The sequence below is a fragment of the [Ruminococcus] torques ATCC 27756 genome (assembly GCF_000153925.1).
Classification (GTDB): Bacteria; Bacillota; Clostridia; order Lachnospirales; family Lachnospiraceae; genus Mediterraneibacter; species Mediterraneibacter torques.
The window spans coordinates 177,373-194,741 of record NZ_DS264345.1 but is presented as its reverse complement, the minus strand read 5'-3'; the positions used below and the strand labels follow the sequence as shown (position 1 = coordinate 194,741).

Sequence of the window (17,369 nt, the reverse complement as noted above, 5' to 3'; positions counted from 1 at the left end):
CCATCACACCTCCTCTACATGGATCGCGCCTTTCGGACACGATTTCACACAGTTTGGTTCCTGACCGTCAGACATACAAAAATCACACTTGATCACTTTTTTCTTTGTCATCCGATCCGGTTCAAGAACACCAAACGGACAATTCATCACACACATAAAGCAAGATCCGCATTTTGTCTCGTCATATGTCACGATCCCTGTTTCCGGGTCTTTCTGAAGCGCCCCGCTCATACATGACATTACGCATTCCGGCTCGTCACAATGCCTGCAGAACAAAGGTCTGTATGTGCCGTCGTCTCCTTTTAAAATATAATTTCTCGATTCGTTTTCCGGATCGGTCAGATCCAAATCATAAATTGTTCCCGGCGTTTTCCTGTGCGCCTGCATACATGCTGCCGAACAATTCTTACAGCCGTCGCATTTTTCATATTCTACAATAATCCTTCTCATGGAGCCGCCCTCCTATATATGAAGCGCGTCGCGCTTTTCCAGAATAATCTTTTCCAAAATATCGGCAGATTCTTTTGCGTCCGGATTAATGATAACTTGCCCGCCTGTCAATTCTTTCATATCTTCTGTCAATATTTTTACAGCCGCGCCGCTTCCCGTTACAAACGGCGGAAGTCCTAAATGAAGCGGAAGTCCTAACGCCAGACCGAAGCAGCCGTCCGCAAGAGCCTGCTCCTCAAGCCACTGCGCCGCCGAAAGCACGAGCGGAAGCTGAGGCAGATCGACGCCGATCGTCTCCGCAAGTTCCGTCGCCACGATCTCCAAACGTCCGATCGCAAGGCACGGTCCGAAATTAAGCACCGGAGGAATCCCCAGTTTTTCACATACTGCGCGAAGTTTCGGTCCTGCAAACTGTGCGGCTTCCGGCGTCATCAAACCGCAATTTTCAATTCCTCCCGAAGAACATCCTGCCGTCAAAACGATAATATCCCGGGCAATCAGCTCTTTCGTAAGTTCTACCGTAAGGACATCATGTCCTCCCGCCGTCAAGTTTGAACAGCCCACAACTCCCGCAACTCCTTTAATATCGCCTGATACGATCAGATCTACAAGCGGCTTCCAATTTCCGCCGAGAAATTCTTTCAAGGAACCTTCACTGACTCCTGTAAGTGTACGTTCATTGCCATGCTCTTCCATCAGATTCAGTTCTACCCGTTCTTCCGACGCACAATCCGCGCCTCTTCTCTCTTTATAAGAAAGAAGAACTTTATCTATAATTTCCTCCGTTACCTGCTCTCTGTTTTCAAAGTCAAATTCTTCCAGCTCTGCATTTGCTTTTTTCGCCACACTGTCAATACAAAGCTGTTTGATCTTCAATTCGTCACAGATCGGTTCGATTCCCGGCAAAGTACAGTTAAATTCCGAAATCACTGCATCGATTGCGCCTGTGGCGAGAATCGCTTCGCTCGTGTAGTTATTTCCGGCATGTCCGTCAAACACATCTTCATAATGCGCGCCTCGAAGCTGGAGATCTTGTCCGACACAAGTACATCCGACAAGCTTAAACCCTTTTGCTCCCGCCTGTTTTGCCTTTTCCGTAATATCCGCATCTGTAAGCCTTTCCTGAAGATATGTAAACATCGAATGCTGATGTCCTGTAATCATAATATTGATATAATCCGGATCGATCACCCTCAGACCGACCGGAGCCAGACGAAGCTTCGGTTCTCCGAGCACGATATCATTCAGAAGATTCGTCAATGTCAGCCCGTAAATACCTGTAGAAATTCCAAGTTTCAAACAATCTTTTAACATATCGACCGGATCTGAATTTAAGTTTGTCGAACATTTGACAACTCCATGACAGACTTCCGATTTTGCTCCGCCCGGAAGGATGCCGAGTTTTTCCCAGTTTTCATAACGAGGCGCATATGCCATTTTCTTTACAAGTTTCATTTTCTCATATTCGGGAAGATACAGATCCGCAAGAACCGCATCGGCAACTTTCTCTGCCCGGACGTACATATCCTCTTCTTCAATCTCAAAAAGAGCCGCCAGTTTATTTAATGCTCCTTCTCCTTTTATCCCACTCTTTTTCTGCGCTGCATTTTTCACATTTCTTGCCGTATTCTCTACGACATGGATATAGCACCCCGAGCCGGACGCTACCGCACGAAGAAAGTTTCTCGCAACGATCGTATCTGCATTTGCACCGCAGATTCCTCTCGGGGCATCCGGTGTGATTCTGCACGGTCCGTTTGAACAAAGCCGACAACATACTCCTTGAAGTCCAAAAGCACATTTTGTGCTCTGACCTTCCACTCTATGGTGAGACGTTTCCAGCGGAAGGTTTTTAATAAACCCCTCCAACGGCTTATCCGCACTTTCACAAGTCGTACATCCATAACATTGATTCATCTGTTCTTCCTCCTTAACACTTCATATAAATAGTTTTCTGCTGCGCACGTGAGTCTGTTTTAATGGATATTTTTAGTCCACTTTTTGTCGGAAAGAAAAGTGGGCATACACCCACTTTGTCATCTGTGTATCATTTTCTACACAGATGCTACTTTTTTAAAATATCAGCCATTGTCTTTTTTTTCAAAAGCTTTTCTACCGAATGCTGAATTCCAAGAAGTTCTCTGTGAACCGCACATCCCTCTTTGCTTTCATTTCTGATACAAGAGTGATGAACACATTCCATAACCGCAAAGTCCGGTTCGATTGCCGTTACTACGTCATACAATGTAAATTCGCCGATATCTTTTGCAAGCTGATACCCGCCCTTTGGGCCTCTGCGTATTTCGATCAATCCGGATTTGTTCATCTTTTGAAGAATCTTATAACCAAACGCCGATGGTATCTGTTCTAATTCACAAAGTTCTTTTATCGTTTTCTTACCGCCATCTTGTAAAGCTCTTATAACACGAATGGCATAATCACTCTCTTTCGTAAAGAGCACATCATCACCTGCTTTGTTAGAATTATATCAATGTAGAGTATTTTTGTCAACAATCCATTCTACACTTTCACCTGTTTTATTTCTTATTTTATATATTTTTTGTAACTTTTCACATCATCAGAATGTTTTTTACTGATGTTAATATAATTTCTTATATATTCTAAAAATATATTCCCGTGTATTTGTTCGATTATTCCATACGCAGGAATGCTCTATATCCTTTCACAGCCTCATACACATCGGCTTTGCTTGATACTTCATAAGGAGCATGCATGTTCAGTACAGCCACTCCGCTGTCGATCACTTCCATTCCATAATTGGCCATAATATAAGCGATCGTTCCGCCTCCGCCAAGGTCGACTCTTCCAAGCTCCGCAAACTGGTATGCCACCTGCGCCTCGTCCATCGTTCTGCGAAGAGCCGCAATATATTCGCCGTTTGCATCGTTAGAACCTGATTTTCCTCTGCTGCCTGTAAATTTATTAAACGTAATTCCATTTGCAAAAAATGCGGAACTGCGTTTTTCAAAAGCTTCTGCAAACATCGGATCAAACGCAGCGCTTACATCTGACGAAAGCATTTTTGAATTACTCAAAGCCCGGCGGACTTTTAATTCGGATTCACCTTCTGTCACGGCAATCAGCTCGGCAACTGTATTTTCAAAAAACCGGGAATGCATTCCCGTAGCTCCCACACTTCCGATCTCTTCTTTATCTACAAGCAGACAGCATCCTGTTTTTTTCGCTTCCGTCACATCCAGCATCGCAAATAAAGACGTAAACGCGCACACACGGTCGTCCTGTCCGTAAGAAAGATTCATACTTCTGTCAAGTCCGCAGTCACGGGCTTTTCCTGCCGGAACGATCTCCAGCTCCGCCGAATAAAAATCTTCTTCATCGATACCGTACATCTCTTTTAAAATATTGAGCACATTTTGTTTTACAGCGTCTTTTTCTTCTTTCTTGAGATCGTCCGCTTTCTCTATCGGACGGTTTCCGATCAAAAGATCTAATTTCTCGCCTTCGATCACCTGCGACGCTTTCTTTTCCAACTGTTCCTGGGCGAGATGAACAAGCAGATCTGTGATGACAAATACAGGATCATTTTCATCTTCTCCGATGGATACCTTCACAGTTTCTCCGTTCTTTTTGACGATGACGCCGTGCAGTGCGAGCGGCTGTGCCACCCATTGATATTTTTTTATACCGCCATAATAATGAGTATCAAGATAAGCAAGTTCTTCATTTTCATAGAGAGGATTTTGTTTCACGTCAATACGCGGCGAATCAATATGTGCTCCAAGAATATTCATTCCCTCAGAAATCGGTCTCTCACCGATTCTAAATAAAGCAAGCATCTTATTCATATTGACTGCGTATACTTTATCTCCCGCTTTCAGCGTTTCTCCTGATCTTAATATTTCTTCAAGATCCCGGTAACCTGCATCTCTTGCCATATTTACGCTAAGTTCTACGCACTCCCGCTCTGTCTTTCCGGCATCCAGGCAACGCTTGTACTTGTCATTGATTTCCTTTAGTTCCGAAATCTGTTCATCGCTGTATAAATTCCAGATATTTTTTCTTTCCATAAGGCAGTCCCCTTCTTTATTATTTTATGATCTTTTTTATTTTCACTTTATTATATACGATTTCTCTGTATTTTAAAAGTAAACAAACTTTTTAATTTTCAACCGGAAAACGCAGCCACATAAAGCGCCGAAAGACACTTTCCGGAACGCGGCGAGCGCCATAAAAAACGCAGTTCCGAAAAAACGGAACTGCGTTTTTATTTAAGCCGGAAATCAGACTTGAACTGACGACCCCTTCATTACGAGTGAAGTGCTCTACCTGCTGAGCTATTCCGGCATTAAGATTCGTACTAATACGAACCTTAATTATTATATCTTACTTTAATGTAAATTTCAACTACTTTTTTAGTTTTTTCCAAACGTTTTCCCCGTGGATTTTCCCGCCGCTAATTTTCCCCGAGGGTATTTCCATTTCCTTTTGTAGTTTCTTCATCCGTTTTCATATGAACTGTCAGCTGATTATACGGAATCTCTATACCTTCTTCATCAAAAGTCAGCTTGATCTCCTCAAGTATACGCCATCTTGTCGTCCAATACTCATCCGTCTTGACCCACGCCCGAAGTCCGATCACGACAGCGCTGTCTCCAAGCGAATCTACAAATACTCTTTTCTCCTCATCCTGAATGACAGACGGATCGTCACGCAGTTTTTCTTCTACGATCTGTTTCGCTTTGCGAAGATCCGCTTCGTAAGAAATGCCGACTTTCAAATCCAGTTTCCGCTCCGGTCTTGCGGTTACATTTGTAAGACTGTTATTTGTCAGTATACTGTTCGGAACAACTACCGTCTGGTTGTCGATCGTCGCCAGCTTTGTATAAAAGATCTGTATCTCTTTTACAGTTCCTTCGATATTTTCCTGTGTCACGATAATATAATCGCCTACGGTAAAAGGTTTTAAAACAAGTATTAAAATACCTCCCGCAAAATTAGACAGACTTCCCTGAACCGCCAGACCGATCGCAACACCTGCCGAAGCGATCAATGCCGCTACAGACGATGACTCTACCCCGAAGTTTGTTGCGATCATGAAGATCAATATAACGTACAAACTAAATTTGATCATAGAATCGACAAACTGTTTCACACCTGCATCAACATTGCTTCTCTCAAACGATTTTCTGATCACCTTTCTAATCCACTTGATCACTTTACTCCCGATAAAGAAAAAGATAAGCGCCAGAACAACTTTCACTCCGAAGCTGATCAGATTCGGTATATTGTCATGAAAAAACTCGATAAACCGGTTCACTTCTTCCGTTGCCTCAGCCGTCACTTCTCCGGCTGTTTCAAGAACATTATTCGCATCTGACTGCGACACATTTTTGCTGCCTGCCGCAGCCATAAGAAAGTGTCTGCCGAAAAACATTTGCGCTTTGCCAAGCACACTGATAAGATACCCCTGCATTCTATATTTTTCCTTTCATCTTTTATTTTTTACAATTCGATAAGATCTGCTTTTCTCTGTTTTTCCTGTTCCGTGTTTTTCTAAAAGAAATTTTATTTTAATGCAAGAAACGCGCACAAATTTCCCCGCTTATCACCTGTCTCCCGATGTGAATATAAGATCTTGCTATTGCAATGCGTACAGACATTCGTGACCGCAATATGTTCCTTGCAGATTCCCGATTCCCGAAAAACCGATTCGTTTGCTTTCCATAGATCAAGCTGATATTTTCCATTGTTTTTTCTGTAAAACAGATTATCCCAATCTTTTTCATCGAAAGCTTCTTTGAATTTTTCAATCACATCGCCGCTTACTTCATAGCAATCCTGACAGATCGAAGGTCCGACTGCCGCCAATATATCCGCCGGATCACACCCGAAATGTTCTTTCATAACACGAACCGTCTCTTTTCCTATCTTTCCGACAGTTCCCCTCCATCCCGAATGACTAAGACCGATGACTTTTTTTATCGGATCTACAAAATAAAGCGGAACACAATCTGCATAAGAAGTGACAAGACAAATCCCCGGCACGTTTGTCACAAGACCATCTACGTCTGTATAGTCCCGTTCGCGAACAATCCCTTTTCCTTTATCTTCTTCCGTGACAACACGCACATTTGCCGTATGTGTTTGGCGTGACAAGACCATATCGTGACAGTTTGTTCCGATTGCAGATGCGATCCTCTGAAAATTTTCCATGACGGCATCTTTGTCATCCCCTCTGTCAAAACTAAGGTTCATCGACTCATAACAGCCTTTGCTCACTCCGCCGATCCTTGTCGAAAAAGCGCTTTTTACAACTCCCGTCTTTTCAAATAGCGGATATGTCAAAAACGGAACTTCTCCGCACACTTCGTCAAAAATATGTTCTCCATTTTTATAAACTAACCCTAAACTCATACCGTCACCCCACAAATGCATTCTTTATATGCGTAATCTCTGTACCTTCCACCCCGATCACATCAAAGCGGCACTGCGCATCTTCAATTCCATGCTGTACCGTATAGTACAGCGCACACCGAAAAATCTTTTTTTGCTTTCTTTGATCGACCGCCTCCAGCGGATTGCCCGCCTGTCTGCCGGAACGATATTTCACTTCGCAAAACACATAACAGTCTCCGTCTTTTGCAATAATATCAATCTCGCCGTCACGGCATCTGTAATTATACTCGATCAGTTCATAACCGTTTTGTTCCAGATAATATCCTGCCGCCTGCTCGTATACAGCTCCGACAGATCTGTTGTTTTGCTTTACGTTTCGCTTCATTTTACCACATTCTTTTTCATAATTTTTGAAATTCTGTTTTAAATGTTTTTTCTGTCTTTATTCTTCTGAAATAAAATTTTTGATAAACGAACGTCTGTGGATCGGACTTGCTCCGACACGTTTCAACGCTTCAATATGACTTTGCGACCCGTACCCTTTATTTTGTGCAAATCCATACTCCGGAAGGATCTTATCATACTGCATCATCAGTCTGTCTCTTGTCACTTTCGCGATAACGCTTGCCGCCGCAATGGAAACACTTTTTGCATCTCCTTTCACGATCGGCACTTGACGATAGGGCATCTCCGGAATCGTAACCGCATCGTTTAAAAGAAGATCCGGTACAACCGAAAGCTGCTCTACCGCTTTACGCATCGCCTCATATGTAGCCTGCAGAATATTGATCTCGTCTATCCTTGCGGGACTTGCCATTCCGACGCCGACAGCAACTGCTTTCTCCATAATTTCATCGTAGAGCGCTTCTCTTCTCGATGCCGAAAGCTTCTTAGAATCGTTCAGATATAAGATTTCACAATCTTTCGGCAAAATAACCGCGCCTGCCACAACCGGCCCTGCCAGCGGTCCTCTTCCCGCTTCATCGATTCCGCATATCATTTCTGCATCTTTGTATTTTCTCTCATAACTTTTCATGAGAGAAAGGCGCTCCCGCTCTAAGCGAAGCGCCTCTTCTTTTTTTCGGTAGGAAGCGATCAGTTTCTGAACGCCGCTGCGGGCATCAGCATCATACATACTGTACAGCGCTTCTCGTTCCTTCTCATCCGCTTTTCCGAATTCTTCTTTGATCTGTGCAATACTTTTACTCATGTTTTATCACCCCGAACTGATCAAGCGGCCAGATCCGTATCCACGCGCGCCCCATCAATTCATCTCTATGGATCGCGCCCACATCGGACACCCTGCTGTCCTGACTGTTATTTCGATTATCTCCCATCACAAAATACTCGTCTTCTCCGAGAGTAACCGGTTCTGCCGCCATTCCCGCTTCTTCTATTATTTCATTTCCGTAATGCTCATCAAGCTGTTTTCCGTTTATATAAATATATCCGTCTACAATCTGAACCGTTTCCCCCGGAAGTCCGATGATCCGTTTAATATAGTAAGTATTTTTTTCATATCGGTACGGAAATACAACGATCTCGTAACGCTGCGGCTCCCGGAACCGGTACGAAATCTTATCTACGATAAGGTGATCTCCGTCCGACAAAGTTGTCTCCATAGATGAACCGCTTACCTGCGTTCTCTGTCCGACAAATGTAACGATCAGATAAGATACCGCCACGATCAGCAGAATCGATACGATCCATCCTACAAGTTCTTTTATTACATCTTTCATTCAAGTCAACCTCTGCTATATGCACATCTTTTTGCAGTCATTCTTTTTGCTGCTTCTGCTCTTTTTCTTCACATTTTCCGCCCGCAGTCTTTTTTTCTATCTGACGTTCACGATCTTCTCTTCCCGCTTTGTGAATTTCTTTTTATAATTACTGTGGACGTTCCAATGAGATTCTCCCCAGCTTTCCGCTGCGAAAATCATCAAGAAGGATCGCTGCGGCTTTTTCCGTGTCAAGTTCGCTTCCGCGCACGATGCAATGTCTGCTTTTTGCAATCTCCGTAAGACATTCATATACATCTTCCAAATGTTCGATACTGTATTTTTCTTCCAGCACTCCCGCATATTCTGCATTTAAAAACTTGATCAGTTCTGTGGAAAGTTCTTCTGTCTGAAGAATCTCATCTTTGATTGAACCGATAAACGCCAGTTTTTTTCCGACTTCCTGATCTTCAAACTTCGGCCAGAGAATTCCCGGGGTGTCAAGTAATTCTACATTTTTATTAAGCCGGATCCACTGTTTCCCTTTTGTAACGCCCGGCTTATTCCCAGTCTTCGCACATGCCTTCCCCGCGAGGGAATTGATAAACGTAGACTTCCCGACATTCGGAATGCCGACAACCATCGCGCGGACAGGGCGATTTAAAATTCCTCTTTTACGGTCGCGCTCTGTTTTTTCCTTACACGCCTCCTGAATCGCAGAACGGATCTGATTCATACCGCCGCCTTTTTTTGAGTTCACCTTTACGGCAGAATATCCTCTGTCTTTAAAGTAGTCGATCCATTCGTCATTGATCCGTTCCTCTGCAAGATCTGATTTGTTCAGCAGGATCAGACGCGCCTTATTTTTCCCGAGCTCATCAATATCAGGATTACGGCTGCTAAGCGGAACGCGCGCATCTACAAGCTCTATGATCAGATCGATCAGTTTTATATTTTCCTGCATCATTCTGCGGGCTTTCGTCATATGCCCGGGATACCATTGAAAGTGCATGAATCTCCCTCCTAAAATCAGTCTGAAACAAAACCGATGTCTGACCACGGTTTTATAACAAACCAAACTTCACCATAAATCTCTTTTTTCTTAATATTGCCGATTTTTTCTTCACGACTGTCATCACTGGCAGTCTCATTATCTCCCAAAAGGAAATATTCATCTTTTCCCAGATGGACCGGTTCGGACGCTGTTCCCGCATATCCGATATCCGACACATACTCTGCTTTCAGCGGTTTTCCGTCGATAAGCAGTTTTCCTTCTTTGATCTGCACCGTCTCTCCCGGGAGTCCTACGATCCGTTTTACAAAATACCGCTCGTCTCCGTCTTTTTGAAACGCCGCTATATCTCCTCTCGAAGGATCTTTTATATTATAAATAAAGTGATTTATCATCACAACATTTCCGTTTTTTAAAACAGGCGACATCGAATCTCCGATAACATTCACTCTCTGTCCGAAAGCTGCTACGAGAAAAACCGCCGTCATACATACGAGCAAAAGTTCCACTGCCCACAAAACGATCCCTTTTGTTATTTTTTTTTATTTTTTCCCCAGCGTTTACCGGAAGACCGTTTCTCTCTTTTTTCGTTTTCAAATCTCAGTTCGCGTTGTCTGGAATTCTTTCCCTGCTTTCTTGCCGTGCCCCGTATGTTTGTATTTTTACGTTTCTTCCGAAAGTCTAACTCTCCCATAACCCCTCCGCTCTAATCGCTTCTGCCGACTGCCCGCCTCTGCCATCTTTCTTTTCCCTCTTCCGGAAAATTTAAGATCGTAAGCGGACGCCAAGATCTCGGCAAGCCCGGGCTTTCGCTCGCCGCAATTACAAAAAAGGGACAATATACAAATCTGTAATTGTCCCTCTCACTGGTTACTATTTTACTAATTCTTTTACTTTTGCAGCTTTTCCTACACGTTTTCTCAAGTAGTTCAGTTTCGCTCTTCTTACTTTACCTCTGCGGATAACTTCTACTTTTTCAACATGTGGCGAGTGGATCGGCCATGTCTTCTCAACTCCGATTCCGTTAGATGTCTTTCTTACTGTGAAAGTCTCTCTTGCTCCGCCGCCCTGTCTTTTCAGAACTGTTCCTTCAAAAACCTGGATTCTTTCGCGGTTTCCCTCTTTAATCTTCGCGTATACTTTTACTGTATCGCCGACATTAAATTCCGGTGCGTTTTCTTTCAACTGTTCTGCTTCGATTTTCTTAATGATATCGTTCATTTTGTGTGACCTCCTTCATATTTGACGTTCTTAACACTAAAAATGTGTCAGAGGACCATCGCTCTTCTTTTCACAACTTCTGTAGTCTATCATATTTTGTGCCGATTGACAAGTCCTAAATGTGTTTTCTCTTTACAAACACGATCGTTCCTGCCGCAAGACAAAGCATAGATGCCAAAAGCGTGATTCCCGCAAACGAATGATCTCCTGTAACCGGAGCTTTTGCTTCCTGCTTTGCAGCTTCCGTTCCTTTCGAGTCGCTTGTTACCGGTACAAGACCTTCTTTTGCTTTTGTCAAAGTTTTCAACGCGTTATCTACATCCGCCTGTTTTGCATTTTTCGGATCTGCAAGAATTGCTTTTGCATCTGCGAGCGCGTCTTTCAAAGCTTTCATAGACTCTTTTGTATATTCTGTCTTTGTCTCTGCAAGGAATTTTTCTACTTCTGCAACTTTGTCTTGCAACGCCTTCAGATTAACTGTTTCTTCCTGAACCAAAACAAGCTTGTCTTTCGCATCTGTCAACACCGTCAAAGCGTCATCCACATCTGCCTGGATTGCATTGTCTTTGTTTGCAAGAATATTTTTTGCCGCTTCAAGTGCGTTTGTAAGAGCCGTCATTGATTCTTCTGTGTATTTGTCTTCTGTTTTGTTAAGGAACTCCTCTACTTCTGCAACTTTAGTTTCCAGACCAGTAAAGACCGGCTCAATTCTTTCAACTGTTACGTTGATCTCATTTTCATATCCGTAACTGATCCATGCGCCTGTTGTATCTCCCGCAAGATTATAAGATGTTCCGATCAACGGAAGATTCGCATATTCTACAAGAACATTCTCGCCCCAATATCCTGTTGTTTCCGTCTCATACTCGAGCTGTTTTAAAATCGTTCCTTCTGCGTTTTTATAGTTTACAGTTGCCTTCGCTGTCACTTTTCCAAGAATATTCAGTTTGAAAAGATTTGTTACAACTGCGTCCATACCGAAATAATAGCTGGAGCTGTCCGCTGTTTTTCCGATATACAATCCCACAGTAGCTACATGCGCAAGGTTATCCAATGTCATATGTGCTCCCGACTTATCTACGATCGCATATGTACCGTTTCCGGCATCCTGGAAATTATACACAATCGGCTCTGTCGATTTTTCATAACGTGACATATATGTATTCTTGTGCAGGACAAATGTATCTTTGGAACCTGACGCCTTCATCGCCGCATTCAAACCATCCATATCAACTTTTGCGTAAACTTCGGCAGACACATTGCTTCCCGAAAGATCTACGCCCGGCTCTGTTGTAAGATCTGTCATCTTGTAATCTTTTCCATCGATCACAAAATAAAGATAATCGCGATAATTGATGTTTTTGTTTTCCAAGTCGTTACCGTTTTTAGCGAAAACAGAAACCGACATCGTCAGACAAATAGACACTGCAAGAGCCAGTGATGTAAACACTCTGCCAGCTTTTTTGAAAATGTTTTTCTTCATTTTCTCTTCCTCCCTATTATTATATAAAAGATATATTTGATAAAGAGATTCCCATATCCGGCAACCTCTCCAACGAAATATTCTACTCCTTTTATTCTTATACTTTCAAGTTTTCGGGAAATTCAAGCTAAAAAGTGTAATAATGTCAATTCGTGCACTCTGTCACATCTTCCGGCTCTTCGTGAACTGTTTTTTCCTTAACCGTCTCTTCCAGCCACTTTTTTTCTTTCCACGTTAACGAGCTTTTTTCAAGAAGATCCGGTCTTCTCTCGTAAGTCCGCAGAATCGACTGTTCTCTTCTCCATTTTTCTATGTTTGCATGATGTCCCGACAAAAGCACCGGCGGAACTTTTTTCCCGTGCCACTCTTCCGGTCTGGAATACTGAGGATATTCCAGCAGATTATCCTGAAATGATTCAAACTCTGCCGAGACGTCATTGTGCAGTACGCCCGGCACAAGCCTTGAGATCGTATCTACCATGACCATAGCCGGAAGTTCCCCTCCTGTGAGCACATAGTCTCCTATAGAGACGTAATCCGTCACGATCTCCTCCAAAACACGTTCATCAATCCCTTCATAATGCCCGCACAGCAAAACAAGATCTTCTTCCTCTGCCAGTTCTTCTGCCATTTTCTGGTCAAAAGTCTTCCCCTGAGGAGAAAGATAGACAACACGGAGTTTTTTATCCGGACTTACAGTTTCTGCATCTTGTATCCCTGCATTCTGCACTTTCACTTCCGCATCTTGTTCTTCCGTTTCTGCATTCTGCATTTTTGCATTCTGTATCCGCTTTTGGATCCGTTCCTCGATATCTTTATATGCCAAATACACAGGCTCAGCCTGCATCAGCATTCCCGCTCCTCCTCCATACGGATAATCATCTACACTTTGATGCTTGTTAAATGCAAAATCCCGTATATTGACAGCCTCGATCGAAAGCAGTCCCCCGGCGACCGCTCTCCCGATAATACTTGTTTTCAGTCCGTTTTCAACCATTTCGGGAAACAACGTAAGTATATGAAAGTTCATTCTTTTTGCTTCTCCTAACATTAAAATCTATCCGATCAGACCCTCTAACAGACGGATCTGCATTTTTCCGTTTTCTACGTCTACATTTTCAATACATTGCTTGATCGCCGGAACGAGCACTTCCCCATGAACGTCCGAATCTATAATATATACTTCGTTCGCACCGGTCTCCATCACATCTTTTACAATTCCGAAATGTCCTTCCTCTGTAAACACTTCCATGCCGATCAGATCGGCAATATAATATTCATTTTCTTCCAGACTTACCGCGTTTTCCCTTGAAACAAAAAGGGAACTTCCTTTATATTGTTCTACATCGTTAATATTATCGATTCCTTTAAATTTAACAATCACAAACTGTTTAAAAAAACGAACCGATTGAATCTCCATATCGATCTGACGTTTTCCTGTATCCAAAATCACTTTTTTCAGCTTTTTAAACCGCGCCGGATCGTCTGTCGTCGGAAATACTTTTACTTCTCCCCGAATTCCGTGCGTGGAAGTAATCGCTCCTACCTGCAAAAACTGTTCCATTCCACTTCTCCCTTGTTCCAATCAATTTTCTCTCTTTCTGCCATCGTATCGATTCTGCAAAATCAGACTGTTGCATAAGAAAAGGGGCAGGCTGTTCTTACCGAACGCTGTCCCCCTTACTTTCTTATTATATATTACATAATATCGACAACTACTTTTTTGTCTTCTTTTGCCGCTGCCGCTTTCACAACAGAACGGATTGCTTTTGCGATACGGCCTTGTTTGCCGATCACTTTTCCCATATCGCCTTCTGCGACATGAAGCTCAAGCACTATCGTACGTCCTTCATTTTTTTCATTAACAGAAACTTCTTCCGGATGATCTACAAGCGCTTTTGCTATGACTTCAACTAATTCTTTCATCTGTACGCACCTCCGCGGACATCTTATTTCTCAATACCTGCCGCTTTGAAGATCTTTCCTACTACTTCTGTCGGCTGTGCTCCGTTGTTAAGCCATTTTTTAGCAAGTTCTTCATCTACTTTAAACTCGCTCGGATCTTTTGTCGGATCATATGTTCCGATCTCCTCGATAAATCTTCCGTCTCTCGGGGATCTTGAATCAGCTACCACGATTCTATAAAAAGGAGCTTTCTTCTGTCCCATTCTTCTTAATCTGATCTTTACTGCCATTTTTTCCACCTCTGTTTTTCTTTTAATTTGTTTTGTTATCTATGTGTTAAAAGGGAAGTCTGAATCTGCCCTTCTTACCACCTTTACCGCCCATCATACCCGGAAGTTTTTTCATCATCTTCCGCGACTCGTTGAACTGTTTTACCATGCGGTTCACTTCGGAAATATCCACTCCCGCACCTTTTGCGATACGATGTTTTCTGGAAGGATTTAACAGATCCGGATTTTTTCTTTCCTCCGGAGTCATCGAATATATGATCGCTTCCATGCGAGCCATCTTCTTGTCATTTTCCGGAGAATCAAGATCCGGCAGTTTATTTTTCCCGCCTAATCCGCCTAATCCGGGCATCATGCTCATAATGCTTGACAGACCGCCCATCTTACGCATCTGTTCCATACTCATCAGATAATCTTCAAAGTCGAACTGAGCTTTTTTCATCTTATCTGCCATCTGCATCGCTTTCTCTTCGTCAAGCTCCGCTCCGGCTTTCTCGATCAGTGTCAGTACGTCTCCCATTCCGAGAATACGGGATGCCATCCTGTCCGGATAAAACTGTTCCAGATCAGAAAGCTTCTCACCCATACCGACATAGAGAATCGGTCTTCCTGTTACCGCCTTGATCGACAGCGCCGCACCGCCTCTTGTATCACCGTCTAATTTTGTGACGATCACACCGTCTATTCCTATTTTATTATGAAAGGATTCAGCCACATTAACCGCATCCTGACCTGTCATTGCATCTACGACCAAAATCGTCTGATGAACTTCTACTGCCTCCTTGATCTGCTGAAGTTCTGCCATCATATCTTCATCAATATGAAGTCGTCCCGCCGTGTCAAGGATCACGATATTATTTCCGTTTTTCTGTGCGTGAGCAAGAGCCGCTTTCGCAATATCCGCAGGACGGTTTTTATCTCCCATTGAAAAAACTTCCACGCCCTGCTTTTCACCGTTGATCTGAAGCTGCTTGATCGCTGCCGGACGGTAAACATCACACGCAACAAGAAGAGGTTTCTTTCCTTTTAATTTGTATTTTCCTGCCAGTTTTGCCGTCGTTGTCGTCTTACCTGCTCCCTGAAGACCTGCCATCATGATCACTGTGATCGCGCTTCCCGGCTGAAGTTTGATCTCTGTAGTCTCAGATCCCATCAGCTTTACAAGTTCTTCATTTACGATCTTGATAACCATCTGTCCCGGATTCAGTCCGTTCATAACATCCTGACCGACTGCTCTTTCCTGAACATCTTTTACGAATTTTTTTACGACTTTAAAATTGACATCCGCCTCAAGAAGCGCCATCTTAACTTCCCTAAGCGCAGCCTTCACATCGTCTTCTGTAAGACGGCCTTTACTGCGAAGGTTTCTGAATACATTTTGTAATTTCTCTGTTAAGCTGTCAAATGCCATTGTCTGACTCCTCTACATTTTACTTTTGCATCTGCCATGATCATCTTTTTTCTTGCCATCATAAACAACTATATTTACAATTCTTCGATGATCGTTGCCGACAATTTACGGAGACGCTCTATAATTTCTTCGGGGTTTTCTTTCTCTTCTTCCCATTCTTGCAATATCTCATCGATGCAGGAAACCTTCTCCTTTACAGCAAGAAATTTTTCTACAAGATGAAGTTTTCGTTCATATTCTTCCAGTGATCTTGCACAGCGCTTCACAATATCGTGGACGCCCTGACGGCTGATGCCCGCATCTGCCGCGATCTCCCCAAGCGAAAGATCGTCTAATACAAACTGTTCGTAAATTTCTTTCTGATGCGCGGTCAAAAGTTCACCGTAAAAATCATATAATAATGCCTGCTCTAAAATCTTATCCATTCTTGTCACCTATGCCATCATACACGAAACAGATTCAGGTGTCAAGTGTTTTTTCTTTACACTTTATCACAGCCTAACAATCTCCCTACATGAAGCATTCCCCATCCTGATTCTGTCCCTTTCATTTTCACACATGACTCTCTTAACTTTAATTTTATTTCCACATTTGTCATATCAGGGTACTTTGACAACAGACAGGCAGCGGCTCCCGAGACAACCGGAGCCGCCATAGACGTTCCCGTCTTCATTATATAAGGATGTTCTCCCGACATTCCATACATACTGTTACAGCTTACAACTCCTGTTCCAGGTGCAAAAACATCCGGTTTTACAACGCATTCTCCCGTCGGTCCTCTTCCCGAATAATTCAGACTCTTCCTGCTTTTTCTCGAATACGGAAGATTGCTGTCAGGCACGCCTACCGTAATCACTTTTCTGCTGTTTCCCGGAACTGCCACCGTTCCCTCCTCCGGTCCGTAGTTTCCGGCAGAGACAACAACGGTAAGACCGGTATCCCAGAGCAGTTCCACTGCATCAAGCAGCAGTTCTTTTTGTTTTTTTGCAAGTCCGGGATTCGTACCGACAGAAATATTCACAATTCGGATCCCATACTTCTTTCTTTCCTTTAAAATCCACTCAATCCCTTTCATCACATGAGAAACATCCCCGTTTCCGTCTTTATCAAGTACTTTTCCGACAACAAGCTTTGCTTTCGGCGCCATGCCTGCGTATGCTCCCGCTGACACTTTTCCGCTTCCGCACAAAATCCCAGCCACGTGCGTTCCATGTCCGCTGTCGTCATAACATTTCTCTCCCGGCAGGCTACCTTCTTTTGTAAAATCGCAAAACTTCACTACGCTGCCTTTCAGATCAGGATGTCTTGCTATCCCGGTATCCAACAGCGCCACGCACACTCCCTGCCCTATGCATCTTCCCTGTTTTATGTCATCACACCAGTATCCGACTGATTGTTTTACCCATTTCATAAGAAATCCTTTTTTATTCAGAATATTCCCGACACGAAACTTTTGCCCCTAAGGAACACTTTTCATCTGCCGGCATAATATAAAACTGTAAAC

The 17,369-nt window shown here is 43.2% G+C and carries 20 protein-coding genes and 1 tRNA gene; all 21 read right to left on the bottom strand.

Going from position 1 to position 17,369, the window contains the following annotated elements:
* Positions 1-3 precede the first annotated feature (3 nt).
* On the bottom strand, positions 4-450 hold the full coding sequence (locus RUMTOR_RS02115; RefSeq protein ID WP_004845399.1) for a 4Fe-4S dicluster domain-containing protein: 447 nt from the start codon (positions 448-450) through the stop codon (positions 4-6).
* 12 nt (positions 451-462) lie between these two features.
* On the bottom strand, positions 463-2,367 hold the full coding sequence (gene cooS / locus RUMTOR_RS02110; RefSeq protein WP_004845398.1) for an anaerobic carbon-monoxide dehydrogenase catalytic subunit: 1,905 nt from the start codon (positions 2,365-2,367) through the stop codon (positions 463-465).
* Positions 2,368-2,515: 148 nt separating this feature from the next.
* Positions 2,516-2,911 carry an RrF2 family transcriptional regulator gene (locus tag RUMTOR_RS02105; protein WP_009243147.1) on the bottom strand — a complete coding sequence of 132 codons (396 nt, stop codon included), beginning with the start codon at positions 2,909-2,911 and terminating at the stop codon, positions 2,516-2,518.
* Positions 2,912-3,101: 190 nt separating this feature from the next.
* Positions 3,102-4,499 carry an aminopeptidase gene (locus RUMTOR_RS02100; protein WP_004845396.1) on the bottom strand — a complete coding sequence of 466 codons (1,398 nt, stop codon included), beginning with the start codon at positions 4,497-4,499 and terminating at the stop codon, positions 3,102-3,104.
* Positions 4,500-4,703: 204 nt separating this feature from the next.
* Positions 4,704-4,776: transfer RNA gene (locus RUMTOR_RS02095), tRNA-Thr, on the bottom strand.
* Between the two features lie 109 nt (positions 4,777-4,885).
* On the bottom strand, positions 4,886-5,905 hold the full coding sequence (locus RUMTOR_RS02090) for a mechanosensitive ion channel family protein (RefSeq protein ID WP_004845395.1): 1,020 nt from the start codon (positions 5,903-5,905) through the stop codon (positions 4,886-4,888).
* A 92-nt stretch (positions 5,906-5,997) separates the two neighbouring features.
* Positions 5,998-6,846 (bottom strand): peptidoglycan editing factor PgeF, encoded by an 849-nt coding sequence (gene pgeF, locus RUMTOR_RS02085; RefSeq protein WP_044929400.1) that lies wholly within the window; start codon positions 6,844-6,846, stop codon positions 5,998-6,000.
* A 4-nt stretch (positions 6,847-6,850) separates the two neighbouring features.
* The gene (locus RUMTOR_RS02080) at positions 6,851-7,213 is read right to left on the bottom strand and encodes a YraN family protein (RefSeq protein WP_004845392.1); all 363 of its coding nucleotides are present in this window, start codon (positions 7,211-7,213) and stop codon (positions 6,851-6,853) included.
* Between the two features lie 57 nt (positions 7,214-7,270).
* Entirely contained in the window at positions 7,271-8,038 is a 768-nt protein-coding gene (locus tag RUMTOR_RS02075) for a ribonuclease HII (protein WP_004845391.1), read from the bottom strand.
* Positions 8,031-8,567, bottom strand: a complete 537-nt coding sequence (lepB, locus tag RUMTOR_RS02070) for a signal peptidase I (RefSeq protein WP_004845390.1) — start codon at positions 8,565-8,567, stop codon at positions 8,031-8,033. The genes RUMTOR_RS02075 and lepB (RUMTOR_RS02070) overlap by 8 nt, the downstream gene beginning before the upstream one ends.
* Before the next feature lie 148 nt (positions 8,568-8,715).
* Positions 8,716-9,558, bottom strand: coding sequence for a ribosome biogenesis GTPase YlqF (gene ylqF, locus RUMTOR_RS02065; RefSeq protein WP_004845389.1), 843 nt, complete (start codon positions 9,556-9,558; stop codon positions 8,716-8,718).
* Positions 9,559-9,575: 17 nt separating this feature from the next.
* Positions 9,576-10,067 (bottom strand): signal peptidase I, encoded by a 492-nt coding sequence (gene lepB / locus RUMTOR_RS02060; RefSeq protein WP_242647681.1) that lies wholly within the window; start codon positions 10,065-10,067, stop codon positions 9,576-9,578.
* Positions 10,068-10,431: 364 nt separating this feature from the next.
* A complete protein-coding gene (gene rplS / locus RUMTOR_RS02055; RefSeq protein ID WP_004845385.1) occupies positions 10,432-10,779 on the bottom strand; it encodes a 50S ribosomal protein L19 in 348 nt (115 codons plus the stop codon).
* A gap of 115 nt (positions 10,780-10,894) precedes the next feature.
* Positions 10,895-12,262, bottom strand: coding sequence for an FIVAR domain-containing protein (locus RUMTOR_RS02050; protein WP_004845384.1), 1,368 nt, complete (start codon positions 12,260-12,262; stop codon positions 10,895-10,897).
* 145 nt (positions 12,263-12,407) lie between these two features.
* Complete coding sequence (trmD, locus tag RUMTOR_RS02045) at positions 12,408-13,292, bottom strand: tRNA (guanosine(37)-N1)-methyltransferase TrmD (protein WP_009243153.1); 885 nt, start codon at positions 13,290-13,292, stop codon at positions 12,408-12,410.
* A gap of 27 nt (positions 13,293-13,319) precedes the next feature.
* Positions 13,320-13,826, bottom strand: coding sequence for a ribosome maturation factor RimM (gene rimM, locus RUMTOR_RS02040; protein ID WP_004845382.1), 507 nt, complete (start codon positions 13,824-13,826; stop codon positions 13,320-13,322).
* 134 nt (positions 13,827-13,960) lie between these two features.
* Complete coding sequence (locus RUMTOR_RS02035; protein WP_004845381.1) at positions 13,961-14,188, bottom strand: KH domain-containing protein; 228 nt, start codon at positions 14,186-14,188, stop codon at positions 13,961-13,963.
* Between the two features lie 23 nt (positions 14,189-14,211).
* Entirely contained in the window at positions 14,212-14,457 is a 246-nt protein-coding gene (gene rpsP / locus RUMTOR_RS02030) for a 30S ribosomal protein S16 (protein WP_004845380.1), read from the bottom strand.
* A gap of 46 nt (positions 14,458-14,503) precedes the next feature.
* The gene (ffh, locus tag RUMTOR_RS02025) at positions 14,504-15,865 is read right to left on the bottom strand and encodes a signal recognition particle protein (protein ID WP_004845379.1); all 1,362 of its coding nucleotides are present in this window, start codon (positions 15,863-15,865) and stop codon (positions 14,504-14,506) included.
* 74 nt (positions 15,866-15,939) lie between these two features.
* Entirely contained in the window at positions 15,940-16,290 is a 351-nt protein-coding gene (gene ylxM, locus RUMTOR_RS02020; protein WP_004845378.1) for a YlxM family DNA-binding protein, read from the bottom strand.
* A 56-nt stretch (positions 16,291-16,346) separates the two neighbouring features.
* Entirely contained in the window at positions 16,347-17,276 is a 930-nt protein-coding gene (locus tag RUMTOR_RS02015; protein WP_004845377.1) for a S8 family peptidase, read from the bottom strand.
* Between the last annotated feature and the right edge of the window lie 93 nt (positions 17,277-17,369).